Raw genomic sequence first — 15,294 nt, 5'->3', positions numbered from 1 at the left:
TTGAGCGGCTTTAACCCCTTAAATTCCCCCTTAATCGCAAGCTCTTCTCTTAGCTTGAAAGAAGCCTATTGTTTAGAAAAATTATCCCTTAAAAAAGGGTTTAAAATCCATTACAAGATGACAAAAGATAGCTTAAGCCTTTTAGAAAAAAGCGATTTGTGCGTTTTGTTTGGAGGGTTTTCAAACGCTTGTTTGAATGAAAATGAACGATTGATTTTAGAAAACATTAACCAACTAAAACTCCCCTACGCTCTATTAAGACCCTTACAAGACACAAGAGATTTGCAAGAAAATTGCCTTTTTGCGTCGTATGAAATCAACACGGAAGCGGCGGTTTTGGCTTTGATTTTAAGGGACATTTTAGAAAAAACTTCCCAATTAAAAGGGCATGTTTTAGAAAAGGTTGATGTGGGGTATTTAAGCTCTGAAGCGAACATGAGCGAAGAAGAATTACAAGAACTTATCGCTCTTATCATTAAAGCGAAAAAAAGGGTGCTTGTTTTAAACAGAGAAATCACTAAGCATGCGGATAGCGCCTTTTTATACACCCTTTTAAGCGAGTTGCAAAATTACCTAGAAATTTTGCATATCCCTTGCAATAATTCAAACGCAACCCCCACTTTTTATGATTCTAAAGATCAAGAATGGCTGCTAGAAACAGCCTTAAAAGAGGGCATTTTGCCTTTTGAATCGCAACTTAAATCAAAAGATTTAGAGTTTTTAGAGCGAATAAGTGAGGCTAACGGCTCGTTTGTCTATGTTTCTTACAAGAGCCTTGAAACCCCCAAATTATCTTTTTCCAAGCAATTTAAGATCGCTAATAAGATCGAGCATTCTAAAGCGGGGTTTCAAGTTTCAAATAAAACGCTAGAATGCGAGTTAGAAGAAAGCCCCCATTTGAAGGGTTTGATTGCGATTTTAGAGGGGGCGTTTTTTGACGCTTACCCTTATATCCCTATTTTATCCCACTCTCAAGGAATTTCATGATCACAATGAATATCAATGGCAAAATGATTGAATGCCAAGAGGGACAAAGCGTTTTAGAGGCTGCTAGGAGCGCTGGGATCTACATCCCTACTATTTGCTATTTAAGCGGTTGCTCGCCCACAGTCGCATGCAAAATGTGCATGGTTGAAATGGATGGCAAACGGGTTTATAGCTGCAACACGAAAGCCAAAAACAACGCCGTCATCCTCACTAACACCAAAACGCTCATGGATGAAAGAAAAAGCATCATGCAAACCTATGATGTCAATCACCCCCTAGAGTGTGGCGTGTGCGACAAGAGCGGGGAGTGCGAATTGCAAGACATGACGCATTTAACCGGCGTAGAGCACCAACCTTATGCGGTGGCTGATGATTTTAAAGCGCTAGATTCATGGGCAAAAGCCTTGTATGATCCCAATTTGTGCATCATGTGCGAAAGATGCGTAACCACTTGCAAGGACAATGTGGGCGAAAACAACCTTAAAGCCACTAAAGCCGATTTGCATGCTCCGGATAAATTTAAAGACAGCATGTCCAAAGACGCTTTTAGCGTGTGGAGTCGTAAGCAAAAAGGCATTATTTCTTTTGTGGGTAGCGTGCCTTGCTATGATTGCGGGGAATGCATTGCGGTATGCCCTGTGGGCGCTTTGAGCTATAAAGATTTCGCTTACACGGCTAACGCATGGGAACTAAAAAAGATCCATTCTACTTGTTCGCATTGCTCAGCCGGGTGTTTGATTTCTTATGATGTGCGCCATTTTGATACTCTAGGCGAAGAATCTAAAATTTTTAGAGTGCTTAATGATTTTTACCATAACCCTATTTGTGGGGCAGGTCGTTTCGCTTTTGATGTGAGCTCTAGCCCTAAAGGCAGCACTAATCTTAAAGAAGCGCAAAACGCCCTCAAAGAATGCGAAGCGGTGCGGATAGGAGGAGACATTACGAATGAAGAGGCGTTTTTAATAGAGCGTTTGAGGAAAAAGCTTGATTTTAAAATCTACAATCAAGAAGCGTATCATTTCCAACAATTTTTAAAAGTATTGGGCGAAGTTAAACGCCCCAGCGTTGAAGAGATTAAAACTTCTCATTTAGTCATTACGATAGGATCTTCTATCAAAACAGAAAACCCTTTGGTGCGCTATGCCATCAATAACGCCCTCAAACTCAATAAAGCTTCTTTAATCGCTATGCACCCTATTAAGGATAACGCGTTAGCGAATTTGTGCCGAAGCTCTTTTTGCATCACCCATGAAGTGGGGGCTGAAGAAATCCTTTTAGGTATGCTTTTAAAAATGCTTAACATTGAAAGCGCAGCCCTAAAAAGCTTAGAAGATTCCAAGCAAAGCATTGTAGATGAAGCGGCTCTTAAAGCCTTAGAAGAAGAGCGAAAAAAAGCTTTAGAACAAGCCAAGCAAGGGTGCAGTGTTGGAGAAAATAAAACAGAAAATCAAGAAGAGGATAAAACAGAAGCAGCCACCCCAAAAGAAGAAAATCAAGAAGAAAACAAAACAGAGACTAAAGAAGAAAGCGTTGAAGTCCCTACCAAAACCACTTATTTGTTGCTTGAAGAAGCGGGCATCAATTTAGAAACTTATGAAAAAATTCTGGCTCTTTTGCAAAAATCAAATAACACTCTGCTAGTGGTTGGCGAAGAAATCTATAGCCATAAACAAGCCCACAATATCGCTAAAATGTTGCGTTTGTTAGCCCAAAAAAGCGCTATTAAACTCGTTCTTATCCCCCCAAGCGCGAACGCTTTAGGCATCGCTTCCCTTTGTGAATTGAGCGAAGAAGTTTTTGAACATGAAAAAATTGTAGGCATTCGCGCTCAAGGGGATTTCACCATTAATAGCGATGATAGGGTTTTTGGAAAAGACGCTCTCAGCAAAGTGGATTTTATTTTACCCAGTCTCAACCAGCTAGAAGGCACGATCACTAATATTGAAGGGCGCGTGTTGCCCTTAAAACCGGCTTTGAGGTTTGAAGGCTATGATTTGAGCGATATTATGCAAGGCTTTGGCTTTGTGGAAGAAAACCTCACAGAATGCACCCACAAACTCCCTACAGAAGCGGGCTTTAAAGCCATAGAATTTGACCATCTAACCAACTATTTCACTAACGACAGAGTCAACCACAGAGGCTATCTGCTAGGAACAAGCCCTTTTGAAAAGAGCGCTAAAGAATGCGAAGCCATAGAATGCGAGCCTATCAAGCCTTTAAAAGGAAAAATCGCTTTCAACGCGTATTTAAAATACCCAGAAACGCAATTCAATAACGCTACCAATAAAAGCGAGAATTTGCAATTAAAAGCCGGTGTCTATGTGTCTAAAGCTTTCTTAAAAAAATTGAATAAAGAAGTGGGGCAAAGCATCACTTTATCTAAAGAAGAAGAGGAATTAACAGGCGTTTTGTATCTTGATGAAAGCTTGGATCAAGAGGTGTTTGTTATCTCGCTTTCTCTTTTGAAAAACCATTCTGGCTTTTTTAGAGAGGGCGTGTTTGATAGCGTGGATTTAAAGGAGCAAGCATGAGCGCTTATATCATTGAAACCTTGATTAAAATTTTGATTTTAGTCGCTGTTTTTTCGGCTTTAGGAGGCTTTGCCACTTATATTGAAAGGAAAGTGTTAGCCTACTTCCAACGCCGTTTAGGGCCTTGTTATGTGGGGCCTTTTGGGCTTTTGCAAGTCGCAGCAGACGGCATTAAGCTTTTCACTAAAGAAGACATTATCCCCCAAGGCGCTAACAAGTTCATTTTCACGCTAGCGCCCATTATTGCGATGGTGAGCGCGTTTGTGTCCATGGCGCCTATCCCCTTTTTCCCTAATTTCACTCTGTTTGGCTATGAGATCAAGCCCCTTATTTCTGACATTAACATTGGCTTTTTGTTTTTCTTATCCGTGGGTGCAGCAGGGATTTATGCGCCTATTTTAGCTGGGCTTGCTTCTAATAACAAATACTCTTTAATTGGTTCAGCAAGAGCGACGATCCAACTGCTCAGCTTTGAAGTGGTCAGCACTTTAACCATTCTAGCCCCCTTAATGGTGGTAGGATCGCTCTCTTTAGTGGAAATCAATAATTACCAAAGCGGTGGGTTTTTAGACTGGCTTGTGTTTAAGCAACCTCTAGCGTTTGTTTTGTTTTTGATCGCAAGTTATGCTGAATTGAATCGCACCCCCTTTGACTTGTTAGAGCATGAAGCCGAGATTGTAGCAGGGTATTGCACCGAATACAGCGGCTTGAAATGGGGCATGTTCTTTTTAGCGGAATATGCGCACTTATTCGCTTTTTCTTTTGTGATTTCTATCGTGTTTTTTGGCGGGTTTAACGCATGGGGCTTTATCCCTGGAGGAATAGCGATTTTGATTAAAGCGGGCTTTTTTGTCTTTTTATCCATGTGGGTTAGAGCGACTTATCCGCATGTGCGCCCAGACCAACTGATGAATATGTGTTGGAAGATCATGTTGCCTTTAGCGTTATTGAATATTGTGCTAACAGGCATTATCATTTTAATTTAAAGGAGGTTTTATGGCCAAACAAGAATACAAGCAACTTCCTAAACGAGCCGAAGCCCATAGCGCGACTGAGCAATTTAAAGACACCATTAAAACGAGCTTGGGTTTGGATCTATTCAAAGGGCTAGGGCTTACGATCAAGGAATTTTTTAGCCCAAGCGTAACCATCCATTACCCTATGGAGCAACTCCCTTTAAGCCCTCGTTATCGCGCGGTGCATCATTTGCAACGGCTTTTAGACTCAGGCTCTGAAAGGTGTATTGGCTGCGGGTTGTGCGAAAAGATTTGCACGAGCAATTGCATAAGGATCATCACGCATAAGGGCGAAGACAACCGCAAAAAGATCGATTCTTACACGATCAATTTGGGGCGTTGCATTTATTGCGGATTGTGCGCAGAAGTTTGCCCAGAATTAGCGATTGTTATGGGGAATCGGTTTGAAAACGCCAGCACCCAACGCTCCCAATACGGCTCTAAAAGCGAGTTTCTAACGAGCGAACAAGACGCTAAAAACTGCTCGCATGCCGAGTTTTTAGGCTTTGGTGCGGTAAGCCCTAATTACAATGAACGCATGCAAGCCACCCCTTTAGATTATGTCCAAGAGCCTTCAAAAGAAGAATCAAAAGAAGAAGCTCCAACAAACCCAGAAAGCAATAAGGGAGATGAAAATGTTTGAAACCATTGCCTTTTATTTCTTTGCGATCCTTACTTTAAGCATGGCGTTAGTGGTGATCACCACCACGAATATCCTCTATGCCATTACCGCTCTTGCTAGCAGCATGGTTTTTATTTCCGCTTTTTTCTTTTTACTAGACGCTGAGTTTTTGGGCGTGGTGCAAATCACGGTGTATGTGGGCGCGGTCATTGTGATGTATGCGTTTGGCATGATGTTTTTCAACTCCGCTGCAGAAGTGATTGAACGCAAGCAAAGCCCTAAAATCTTGTGCGCGCTTTCATTTGGCGTGGCGCTATTACTCACCTTGATTTTAAGCGCTCCTAGCATTGGCGAAAACCTTTCTAATCAGGTCAATTCCAACGCTATTGATGCGCAAATCCCCAACATTAAAGCCATTGGTTATGTGCTTTTTACCAATTATCTCATCCCTTTTGAAGCGGCGGCTTTAATGCTTTTAGTCGCTATGGTTGGAGGCATCGCTACAGGGATTCAAAAAATCCATGGGAAAAATCACACGCAATTTATAAAGGAATCTCTATGATAGGGTTAAACCACTATTTGATTGTTTCAGGGTTGCTCTTTTGCATTGGTTTAGCGGGCATGCTGAAACGCAAAAACATTCTGTTGCTCTTTTTTTCTACAGAAATCATGCTCAATGCGATCAATATCGGTTTTGTGGCGATCTCTAAATACACGCATAATTTAGACGGGCAGATGTTCGCGCTCTTTATTATCTCTATTGCCGCTAGTGAGGTGGCTATTGGTTTGGGCTTGGTGATTTTGTGGTTTAAGAAATTCAAGAGCTTAGATATTGATTCTTTAAACGCTATGAAAGGTTGAGCATGCAATATTCTTTTTTGCTGTCAGTGGTGTTATTTTTGCCTTTAATCGGCGCGCTTTATGCGGGGCTGTTTGGGGCTAAAGCTAAAGCGTTGCATGTGGGCGTTTTCAATTCTTTGTGCGTGCTGGTTTCTTTCATTGGCGCTGTGGTTCTTTTCATTCAAGCATGGCACAATCAAAGCTATGAAAAATACTTGTTTGACTGGATCGTGGTAGGGAATTTTAAAGTCGGCTTTTCTCTCATGCTGGATAATATCAATGCGGTCATGATTGTCGTGGTAACTTTAGTTTCTTTCTTAGTGCATGTGTATTCTATAGGCTATATGGAGCATGACGCAGGGTTTAACCGCTATTTTTCCTACCTCAGTGGCTTTGTGTTTTCCATGCTGGTGCTGGTGTTGAGCGATAATTTTTTAGGGCTTTTCATTGGTTGGGAAGGGGTGGGGCTATGCTCTTACTTGCTCATTGGCTTTTGGTATCATAAATCAAGCGCGAATAACGCTTCTATTGAAGCCTTTGTGATGAATCGAATCACGGATTTAGGCATGCTCATGGGGATTATTTTGATCTTTTGGAATTTTGGCACCCTCCAGTATAAAGAAGTCTTTAGCATGCTCAATAACGCCGATTATTCCATGCTCTTTTACATTAGCGTGTTTCTTTTCATTGGCGCTATGGGGAAAAGCGCACAATTCCCTATGCACACATGGTTAGCCAACGCTATGGAGGGGCCTACCCCTGTGTCCGCGCTCATCCATGCAGCGACGATGGTAACCGCTGGGGTGTATCTAGTCATCAGAGCCAATCCTTTGTATAGTGCGGTGTTTGAAGTGGGTTATTTTATCGCATGTTTAGGGGCGTTTGTGGCTCTTTTTGGAGCGAGCATGGCTTTAGTCAATAAGGATTTAAAGCGCATTGTAGCTTATTCCACGCTTTCTCAATTAGGCTATATGTTTGTAGCGGCCGGTCTTGGGGCTTATGCGATCGCGCTTTTCCACCTCTTTACGCATGCGTTTTTCAAATCCCTCCTTTTCTTAGGATCAGGGAATGTCATGCATGCGATGGAAGACAATCTGGATATTACTAAAATGGGTGCTTTATACAAGCCTATGAGGATCACAGCTATCTTTATGATCATAGGTTCAGTGGCTTTGTGCGGGATTTACCCTTTCGCAGGATACTTTTCTAAAGACAAAATTTTAGAAGTGGCTTTTGGGATGCACCACCATATTTTATGGTTTGCGCTTCTAATCGGGGCGATCTTTACCGCTTTTTATAGCTTCAGGCTCATCATGCTTGTGTTTTTTGCGCCCAAACAGCACGCCATCAACCACCCCCATGAGGCTCAAAATTTCATGCTTTTAAGCATGCTGCCGTTAGGGGTTTTAGCGATCATTGCCGGATTTTTTGAAGAGCCGTTTTTTCATTTCATCTCTCAAGTGATCCCTAGCACTGAAGAGTATCCCGTCCCGCTCGTTCTTTTAATCAGCATCACCACCATAGCGGTGTTATTAAGCATCGCCTATGCCATATTTAAATATAAAAATGGTATCACTTCCAAAAAAGAGGGGGGCTTTTTATACAAGCTCTTGCTCAACCAATACTATATCCCCAAGCTCTATCAAGGGATTGCAAAAGTTTTTAGCGCCATCGCTTCATTCTTGCACCAAGTCGTGGAATTAAGGATCATTGATGCGATAGTGGATGCTATAGGAAGAAGCGTTTTTGTTATAGGGCGTGTGTTTAGGATCAGTCAAGACGGGAATTTAACTTCCATGCTACGCTTCATGGTGGCCGGGGTTTTAATCTTATTAGCGTTTGTAGCTTTTTTTGGGAGATAAGAAATGCAGTTTTTACATGCGCATCTTTTAAGCGTGGTGATCTTTTTCCCCATGCTGAGCACGCTATTAGCGTTCTTTATGAGCGATCAAGCGAGTAGGGCGTATGCGATTGTCATCGCTTTGATTGAATTGTTATTGGTCTTGTTGTTGTGGCATGGGTTTGATATTCAAACAGCCGGCATGCAGTTTGAAGAAATGAAGGAATTGATCTATCAAATTGGCGTGAATTACCATGTGGGTGTTGATGGCATCGCGCTCTTTTTGTTGCTCTTAAACGCTATCGTGGTGTTATTATGCGTGATTTATGTCAAAGAGCATCGTAAAGACTTTGCGATCTGTCTTTTGTTGTTAGAGGGGATTTTGATGGGCGTGTTTTCTTCTCTTAATATGATCTTTTTCTACGCTTTTTGGGAAATCTCGCTCTTGCCGGTTTTATACCTCATCGGTCGTTTTGGCCGTAACCATAAAATCTATTCTGGCATGAAGTTTTTTCTCTACACCTTTTTAGCGTCATTATGCATGCTCTTAGGCATTTTATACATCGGGCATGACTATGCGAATAGTTACGGCATGATGAGTTTTGATATTTTAGACTGGTATCAATTGAACTTTTCTAGCGAGGTTAAAACCTGGCTCTTTGTGGCTTTCTTAATAGGGATTGCGGTTAAAATCCCGCTCTTTCCCTTGCACACATGGCTGCCTTATGCGTATTCTAACGCTCCTACTTTAGGCTCTGTCATGCTTTCAGCCTTGCTTTCTAAAATGGGGACTTACGCCTTATTACGCTTCTTGCTCCCGCTTTTTCCTGAGCTTTCAGAAATCTATTTAACCCCCATAGCCATTGCAGCACTTTGCATGATCATTTATGGAGGTTTTCTAGCCTACGCTCAAAAAGATTTAAAAACCCTCATCGCTTATAGCTCGTTCTCACACATGGGAGTCGTGGTGCTTGGGGTTTTTTCTTTCAATATTGAAGGGATTTCAGGGGCGGTATTTATGATGTTTGCGCATGGCGTTATCGTCATGGGATTATTTTTACTCGCTGGTATCTTAGAAGAGCGCACCAGCAGTTTAGAAATCGCTCGCTTTGGATCAGTCGCTAAAAGCGCTCCCATTTTTGCAGCCTTTTTTATGATCGTTTTAATGGCGAATGTGGGCATGCCTTTAAGCATTGGCTTTGTGGGAGAGTTTTTAAGCTTATTAGGGTTTTTTGCCACCTACCCTCTTTTAGCTATCATTGCCGGAACAAGCATTATTCTGTCAGCGATTTACATGCTCACTTCATATAAAGATGTCTTCTTTGGCAATTTGAAAACCGGGAACAATCAAATAAGCGTGTTTGAAGATTTGAACGCTCGTGAGGTAGGGGTTTTAAGCGTGATTTTAGCTTTGATCTTAATTTTAGGGATTTATCCTAAAGCGCTTTTAAAACCGATTGAGCAAGGCTCTAGGCAGCTTTTAGAAGTGATAGAAATCCGCTCGCTCCCTTTTTTAGGTTCATTGGATACTAAGATAAAAGAGGTTTCTTATGTTAATAGATAGTCTCCACATCTCTTTTGACAGCTTTAATTTTGAGAGCATTTTACCCATGCTGGTGTTGGTGTGTGGGGGGATTTTCACGCTCTTAATCAACGCTTTCACTTCCAGGTTTTCACGCAATTTGAATGTGTTTTTATGCATGCTCTTTTTGGTTTTGGATTTTTTGGTGGTTTTAGGATTAGAAGATCAAGAAAACGCCTTTTTTGGGTTTTTGAGCTTGGATACTCTCTCGCTCATCTCTCAAAGCATTGTCTTGATCTCAGCCTTCTTGCTCATTTTCTTAGCCCTTTCCAAAGAGCGCTTCAACGAATTTCAGACCGCTGAATTTTATTCCCTATACTTGTTTATTGTCGCTGGCTTTCAATTCATGGTTTCAAGCAACCATTTATTATTAATCCTTATCGGGTTAGAAACAGCGTCCTTACCCCTTTGTGTGTTGATGGCGTTGAGCGATAAACGCTACGGCTTAGAAGCAGGGATCAAATATTTCACTATGGGGGCGATGGCGAGCGCGTTTTTTGCTATGGGGGCGATGGCTTTCTACCTCCTCACAGGGAGCTTGAATCTTGAAGTCATTACCCTATACTTACACACTGAAGGCATCACAAACCCCATGCTCTTTGCGATGGGCGCTATCTTTTTGATTGGAGCGATTGGCTTTAAGGTTTCTTTAGTGCCTTTCCATACCTGGATGCCTGATGTGTATGAGGGCAATAACCCGGTCTTTGCGAGCTATATTTCCATTGTGCCTAAAATCGCTGGCTTTGTGGTAGCGACTCGCCTTTTTGGAGCGTTTATAGACACTCGCACCGCTTGGGTAGAAGACATTTTTTACGCTCTCATTCTTATGACTATCACCATCCCTAATTTCATTGCTTTATGGCAAGAAGATGTCAAAAGAATGCTCGCTTATAGCTCCATTTCGCATTCTGGGTTCGCTTTAGCGTGCGTGTTTATCCACACTCAAGACAGCCAACAAGCGATGTTTGTTTATTGGTTCATGTTCGCCTTCACTTACATTGGGGCTTTTGGCCTTTTATGGCTCTTAAAAAGCCGGGAAAAAACATGGGATGAACGCTACGATCACCCCTATTCTAAATTCAACGGCCTTATTAAAACCCACCCCTTAGTGGCGATCTTAGGCGCTATTTTTGTTTTTGGGCTTGCAGGGATTCCGCCTTTTAGCGTGTTTTGGGGGAAATTTTTAGCCGTTGAAAGCGCTTTAGAGAGCAATCACATTCTTTTAGCGGTGGTGATGTTAGTTAATAGCGCGGTGGCTGCGTTTTATTATTTCCGTTGGCTCGTGGCGATGTTTTTCAATAAGCCCTTACAAAGCTACGCTCAAAACGATATTTACACCCAAAACGCTACCATGCCCATTTATGCAGTCATTATTGCCATGGCGTTAGCGTGCTTGTTCTCTGTTTTTATGATGCGAGGGCTTTTAGAGTTTGTGGCTTAAGTCAAAAATCTTTCTTTTAATGGGCGTGAGTTTGCTCTCCCATTCTCTCAACGCCTTAAGCCTCACGCTCACGCAAGGCAAGGAAGGGGGGGAAGATTTTTCTGTTTTAACCTTACGACACAACAAGGCGTTTTCTTGTTTTTATGCTAATGAAAAACCGCCAAGCGGGATTGAAGCGTCTTTATCCATTATACGCGCTAAACGCCCCATAGAATGCGTGATAGACTCTATCCCTAAGGAGGGCTTTACCCCTTTAGAAAATGCTTTTTTCCATATCACCTATTCTATGCGCCAGCAACAATTCATTTTACACATCAAACCCAAAGTGATGCGAAGGCTCACCCTTTTTTCTTTTGACAGGGATTATAAAAAAGCGATCCCCCTTTTTGTGGAAAACGATCCTAAAGCCAGAATGTGGCAAATCATAGGCTATGATCAAAATATCCCTTTTTTGAGTGAAAAAAACAACGCTCCAAAAGGCTTGAATTTCCCCATTGTCATTAAAGACGCTCAAACCCCTATCATTCAAGAGCTAGATGTGAATAACAAACCCCTACTCACCACAAAGGGCTATGATTTAAACGCTTATTTAGAAGCTAAAAAACAAATCAATTCGCAAGCCTATTTTGACGCTTTGCGCACGATTAGCCGCGCGTTTAAAAACTACCCTCAAACGATTTTTAAAAAAGATTTGTATTTATTAGAAATTATCGCATTAGGCCAATTAGGCATTAAAAAATCCTTACTCATAGACATTGGCGCCAAGTGGATTAAAAATTACCCGACTGATCCCAGTATCCCTGAAGTGTTATACTATGTCGCCAAAGCTTTAGACGAAAACAACAATTACAAACAGGCCATGCGCTATTACAAACGCATTCTTTTAGAATACAAAGACTCCCGCTACGCTCCTTTAGCCCAAATGCGTTTAGCCATTGAAGCGGCTAATGCCTCTAATTTAAGCAACGCTAGTATGCTTTTTAAAGAAGCTTTTTCTAACGCTAAAGACAAAGAGAGCGCGAGCGAAATCGCTCTTAATTGGGCTGAAGCAGAGATAAACTATCAAAATTTTAATAACGCTAAATACCTCATTGATAAGGTGGTTCAATCCAACCCTGATTATATTTCTATGCATAGCGAATCAGCCCTAGATTTGCTCAAGTTATTGAAAAAAAACCAGATGAATGCAAGTGCGATTGAAATCGCTCACTTGCTTCTCAATCAAGATGATGATTTGAAAGCTAAAGAGCAAGCGCTTTATGATTTAGGGGCGTTGTATGCAAGGATCAAGGACTTTAAGAACGCCCATCTTTACAATCTGCAATATTTGCAAGATCATGCGGAATTGGATAAGGCCTCTGTCGTTAGAGCGCGCGATGAAAAAGCCCTTTTTTCAATGGAGGGGAACACGCAAGAAAAAATCGCCCGCTATGACAAAATCATTCAAAGTTTCCCTAATTCTAGTGAAGCCCTAAAGGCTTTAGAATTGAAAGCCCAACTCTTGTTTGAAGATAAGCGTTATGCTGAAGTGTTAAGCATGCAAAAAAATTTGCCCAAAGATTCCCCTTTGATCCAAAAAACGCTCAATATCCTTGCTAAAACCCCACTAGAGAATCATCGTTGTGAAGAAGCCTTAAAATATTTATCCCAGATCACAGCCTTTGCATTCAGCCCCAAAGAAGAAATCCAAGCCTTTGATTGCTTGTATTTCGCATCGCTCAAAGAAAAAGCGCAAATCATTGCCCTAAACGCTTTAAAAGCGGCTAAAACCCCTAGCGAGAAATTGGTATGGCTTTATCGTTTGGGGCGCAATTACTACCGCTTAGGGGATTTTAAAAATTCCACTCTGGCCTCTAAAGACGCTTTAACTCTCGCTCAAAGCTTGGATAAAAAAGAATTTTATGATATTGCTTTTGTTTTATTTTCAGATTACATGCAAAACAATGAAAAAGAATTGGCCCTCAATTTGTATGCGTTTTTAGAAAAGCATTTCAAAGACGATAGACGCATGGCGTTGGTTTATTTTAAATTGCTAGAAAATGAAAAAGACCCTAAAAGCGTCAAAATTTATGCCACAAGATTACTCAAACTCCAAGACGCTTATAAGGACTATTCTTACACGCCCTTTAGCGAATTTGCCCTTATTGACGCTTACAGAACCACCAAAGACTATTTAAAAGCGCTAGAAACGCTAGACAAGCTTTTAAATCGCAGGCTTTCTTTAGAAGATCACCAAAAAGCCTTATACTTGCAATCTGGCTTACTGGATCTAACCCATCAAAAAGCAAAATCCAGAGCCAGTTTAGAAAAATGCGTTCAGTTAAAACAAAAAGATCAAACAAACGCATGGCAAAATTTATGCGAACAGGGTTTAAATTTATTCAAAAACAAGGAGTCATAACATGGACATTAGCATTTTTAGAGAATATGATATTAGAGGCATTTACCCCACCACTTTAGATGAAAAGAACGCCTTTAGTATCGGCGTGGAGTTAGGGAAAATCATGCGAGAATACGATAAAAGCGTGTTTGTAGGGCATGACGCCAGGGTGCATGGGCGATCGCTTTTTGAAGCTTTGAGTGCGGGGTTACAATCAAGCGGCTTGAAAGTGTATGATTTAGGGCTAATCCCCACACCGGTAGCGTATTTTGCGGCTTTTAATGAAATAGATAACATCCAATGCCCCAATTCTATCATGATCACTGGCTCTCACAACCCCAAAGAATACAACGGCTTTAAAATCACGCTTAATCAAAACCCGTTTTATGGCAAGGACATTCAAGCTTTAAAAAACACGCTTTTAAACGCCAAGCATGAAATAAAACCCCTAAAAGAAACACCAGAGAAAATCAATGCCCTAGAAGCGTATCAGCGCTATTTAATCAAGGATTTTAAGCATTTAAAAAACCTTAAATACAAAATCGCCCTGGATTTTGGTAATGGCGTGGGAGCGTTAGGCTTAGAGCCTATTTTAAAGGCTTTAAACATTGATTTTAGCAGCCTTTATAGCGATCCTAATGGGAATTTCCCTAACCACCACCCAGACCCTAGCGAAGCGAAAAACTTACAAGATTTAGAACAACACATGCAAGAAAACGCTATTTCTATAGGTTTTGCTTTTGATGGCGATGCGGACAGGATTGCGATGTTAAGCTCTCATCATATTTATGCGGGCGATGAATTAGCGATTTTATTCGCTAAACGTTTGCATGCTCAAGGCATCACCCCCTTTGTGATCGGCGAAGTCAAATGCTCTCAAGTGATGTATAACACGATCAATACTTTTGGTAAGACGCTCATGTATAAAACCGGGCATAGCAATTTAAAAATCAAACTCAAAGAAACCCATGCGCATTTTGCGGCTGAAATGAGCGGGCATATCTTTTTTAAAGAACGCTATTTTGGCTATGATGACGCTCTTTATGCATGCTTAAGGGCTTTAGAATTACTGCTTGAACAAACCCCAAGCGATTTGGAAAACACCATTAAAAACCTCCCCTATTCCTACACCACGCCTGAAGAAAAAATCGCCGTGAGCGAAGAAGAAAAATTTGAAATTATTCATAACCTGCAAGAAACGCTTAAAAACCCGCCAAGTCATTTCCCTAAAATCAAAGAAATAATCAGCATTGATGGCGTGAGGGTGGTTTTTGAACATGGTTTTGGACTTATTCGTGCAAGCAACACCACCCCGTATTTAGTCAGCCGCTTTGAAGGCAAGGATGAAACAACAGCGTTAGAATATAAAAGGGCGTTGCTCAATTTGCTAGAGAAATAAGGCTCTAAATTTGTGAGTAAGCCCCCCTAGTTATCCAAAAATTGAACGCTATTTAAGCTAAGCCTAAGCCTATTATAATGGAGAGTTTCTAATTAATTGTAAAGGATTTTAATGAATACCAACAAAAATAAAAACGCTTCTCATCTCACTCATGAAATGAAAAATGAACACGGAGGTCTTGCCGAAGCAGGTAGGAAAGCCCTCATAACACAAAAGGTAGTTGAGCTGAATGATATAAGAAAAAAACAACTTGCAGAAAAGGAAATCCAAGCTGAAATAGAAGAAGAATCAAGGAAGAAAGAACGAGAATCTTTTAAAAGAGAACGAAAATCTCTTGAAGAAGAAAAGAAACTCATGGAAAAAGGATTTCAAGTTGAAAGAGAAATTCTAGAAATTTGTTACAACAATGGTTATTTACCACAAAAAAATAAACCTAGAATTGAACATGATGACACAATAGACATAGAACCCGAAGATTAAAAGGACTAAGCGATCAATAGTTCTTTTTAAAATATTATAAAGAGCTTATGGCTTGGTATATGAAAATTAGCTTTTTTATTATCAAAATACCCGCAATTTTAAGCCGCTATCAACCAACACTACAACCTTTATATTGTTGTTAGGTTTATAGCGGTATTTTCTACGCTAACGCCATA

General features: G+C 40.9%; 12 protein-coding genes. All 12 read left to right on the top strand.

Going from position 1 to position 15,294, the window contains the following annotated elements:
- The 12 genes from P6280_RS01110 (at position 1) to P6280_RS01055 (ending at position 15,118) form a co-directional block, all read left to right on the top strand.
- Positions 1-987, top strand: a complete 987-nt coding sequence (locus P6280_RS01110; protein ID WP_283237438.1) for a hypothetical protein — start codon at positions 1-3, stop codon at positions 985-987.
- Complete coding sequence (locus tag P6280_RS01105; protein WP_283236757.1) at positions 984-3,518, top strand: NADH-quinone oxidoreductase subunit G; 2,535 nt, start codon at positions 984-986, stop codon at positions 3,516-3,518. The genes P6280_RS01110 and P6280_RS01105 overlap by 4 nt, the downstream gene beginning before the upstream one ends.
- Positions 3,515-4,504 carry an NADH-quinone oxidoreductase subunit NuoH gene (gene nuoH / locus P6280_RS01100; RefSeq protein ID WP_219032959.1) on the top strand — a complete coding sequence of 330 codons (990 nt, stop codon included), beginning with the start codon at positions 3,515-3,517 and terminating at the stop codon, positions 4,502-4,504. Before P6280_RS01105 ends, nuoH begins: the two co-directional genes overlap by 4 nt.
- A gap of 10 nt (positions 4,505-4,514) precedes the next feature.
- The gene (gene nuoI, locus P6280_RS01095) at positions 4,515-5,177 is read left to right on the top strand and encodes an NADH-quinone oxidoreductase subunit NuoI (protein ID WP_096397198.1); all 663 of its coding nucleotides are present in this window, start codon (positions 4,515-4,517) and stop codon (positions 5,175-5,177) included.
- On the top strand, positions 5,170-5,718 hold the full coding sequence (locus tag P6280_RS01090; RefSeq protein ID WP_000464171.1) for an NADH-quinone oxidoreductase subunit J: 549 nt from the start codon (positions 5,170-5,172) through the stop codon (positions 5,716-5,718). Before nuoI ends, P6280_RS01090 begins: the two co-directional genes overlap by 8 nt.
- Positions 5,715-6,017, top strand: coding sequence for an NADH-quinone oxidoreductase subunit NuoK (gene nuoK / locus P6280_RS01085; protein ID WP_000579761.1), 303 nt, complete (start codon positions 5,715-5,717; stop codon positions 6,015-6,017). The genes P6280_RS01090 and nuoK overlap by 4 nt, the downstream gene beginning before the upstream one ends.
- Positions 6,018-6,019: 2 nt before the next feature.
- Positions 6,020-7,858 carry an NADH-quinone oxidoreductase subunit L gene (gene nuoL, locus P6280_RS01080; protein WP_283236756.1) on the top strand — a complete coding sequence of 613 codons (1,839 nt, stop codon included), beginning with the start codon at positions 6,020-6,022 and terminating at the stop codon, positions 7,856-7,858.
- A gap of 3 nt (positions 7,859-7,861) precedes the next feature.
- Positions 7,862-9,400 (top strand): NADH-quinone oxidoreductase subunit M, encoded by a 1,539-nt coding sequence (locus P6280_RS01075; RefSeq protein ID WP_283236755.1) that lies wholly within the window; start codon positions 7,862-7,864, stop codon positions 9,398-9,400.
- Complete coding sequence (gene nuoN / locus P6280_RS01070) at positions 9,387-10,859, top strand: NADH-quinone oxidoreductase subunit NuoN (protein WP_120992451.1); 1,473 nt, start codon at positions 9,387-9,389, stop codon at positions 10,857-10,859. Before P6280_RS01075 ends, nuoN begins: the two co-directional genes overlap by 14 nt.
- On the top strand, positions 10,849-13,260 hold the full coding sequence (locus tag P6280_RS01065; protein ID WP_283236754.1) for a DUF7494 domain-containing protein: 2,412 nt from the start codon (positions 10,849-10,851) through the stop codon (positions 13,258-13,260). Before nuoN ends, P6280_RS01065 begins: the two co-directional genes overlap by 11 nt.
- A 1-nt stretch (position 13,261) precedes the next feature.
- The gene (locus P6280_RS01060) at positions 13,262-14,638 is read left to right on the top strand and encodes a phosphomannomutase/phosphoglucomutase (RefSeq protein WP_283236753.1); all 1,377 of its coding nucleotides are present in this window, start codon (positions 13,262-13,264) and stop codon (positions 14,636-14,638) included.
- 111 nt (positions 14,639-14,749) lie between these two features.
- The gene (locus P6280_RS01055) at positions 14,750-15,118 is read left to right on the top strand and encodes a hypothetical protein (protein ID WP_283236752.1); all 369 of its coding nucleotides are present in this window, start codon (positions 14,750-14,752) and stop codon (positions 15,116-15,118) included.
- Positions 15,119-15,294 lie beyond the last annotated feature (176 nt).

The sequence above is a fragment of the Helicobacter sp. 219-2 genome, assembly GCF_030053225.1.
GTDB lineage: Bacteria > Campylobacterota > Campylobacteria > Campylobacterales > Helicobacteraceae > Helicobacter > Helicobacter pylori_C.
This window is presented reverse-complemented; position numbering and strand designations above follow the sequence as displayed.

What these genes read in the sequence shown, in the direction of transcription:
- P6280_RS01105 (WP_283236757.1), top strand. Translation starts at nt 984, where the DNA reads ATGATCACAATGAATATCAATGGCAAAATGATTGAATGCCAAGAGGGA.
- nuoH (WP_219032959.1), top strand. Translation starts at nt 3,515, where the DNA reads ATGAGCGCTTATATCATTGAAACCTTGATTAAAATTTTGATTTTAGTC.
- nuoI (WP_096397198.1), top strand. Translation starts at nt 4,515, where the DNA reads ATGGCCAAACAAGAATACAAGCAACTTCCTAAACGAGCCGAAGCCCAT.
- P6280_RS01090 (WP_000464171.1), top strand. Translation starts at nt 5,170, where the DNA reads ATGTTTGAAACCATTGCCTTTTATTTCTTTGCGATCCTTACTTTAAGC.
- nuoK (WP_000579761.1), top strand. Translation starts at nt 5,715, where the DNA reads ATGATAGGGTTAAACCACTATTTGATTGTTTCAGGGTTGCTCTTTTGC.
- nuoL (WP_283236756.1), top strand. Translation starts at nt 6,020, where the DNA reads ATGCAATATTCTTTTTTGCTGTCAGTGGTGTTATTTTTGCCTTTAATC.
- P6280_RS01075 (WP_283236755.1), top strand. Translation starts at nt 7,862, where the DNA reads ATGCAGTTTTTACATGCGCATCTTTTAAGCGTGGTGATCTTTTTCCCC.
- nuoN (WP_120992451.1), top strand. Translation starts at nt 9,387, where the DNA reads ATGTTAATAGATAGTCTCCACATCTCTTTTGACAGCTTTAATTTTGAG.
- P6280_RS01060 (WP_283236753.1), top strand. Translation starts at nt 13,262, where the DNA reads ATGGACATTAGCATTTTTAGAGAATATGATATTAGAGGCATTTACCCC.
- P6280_RS01055 (WP_283236752.1), top strand. Translation starts at nt 14,750, where the DNA reads ATGAATACCAACAAAAATAAAAACGCTTCTCATCTCACTCATGAAATG.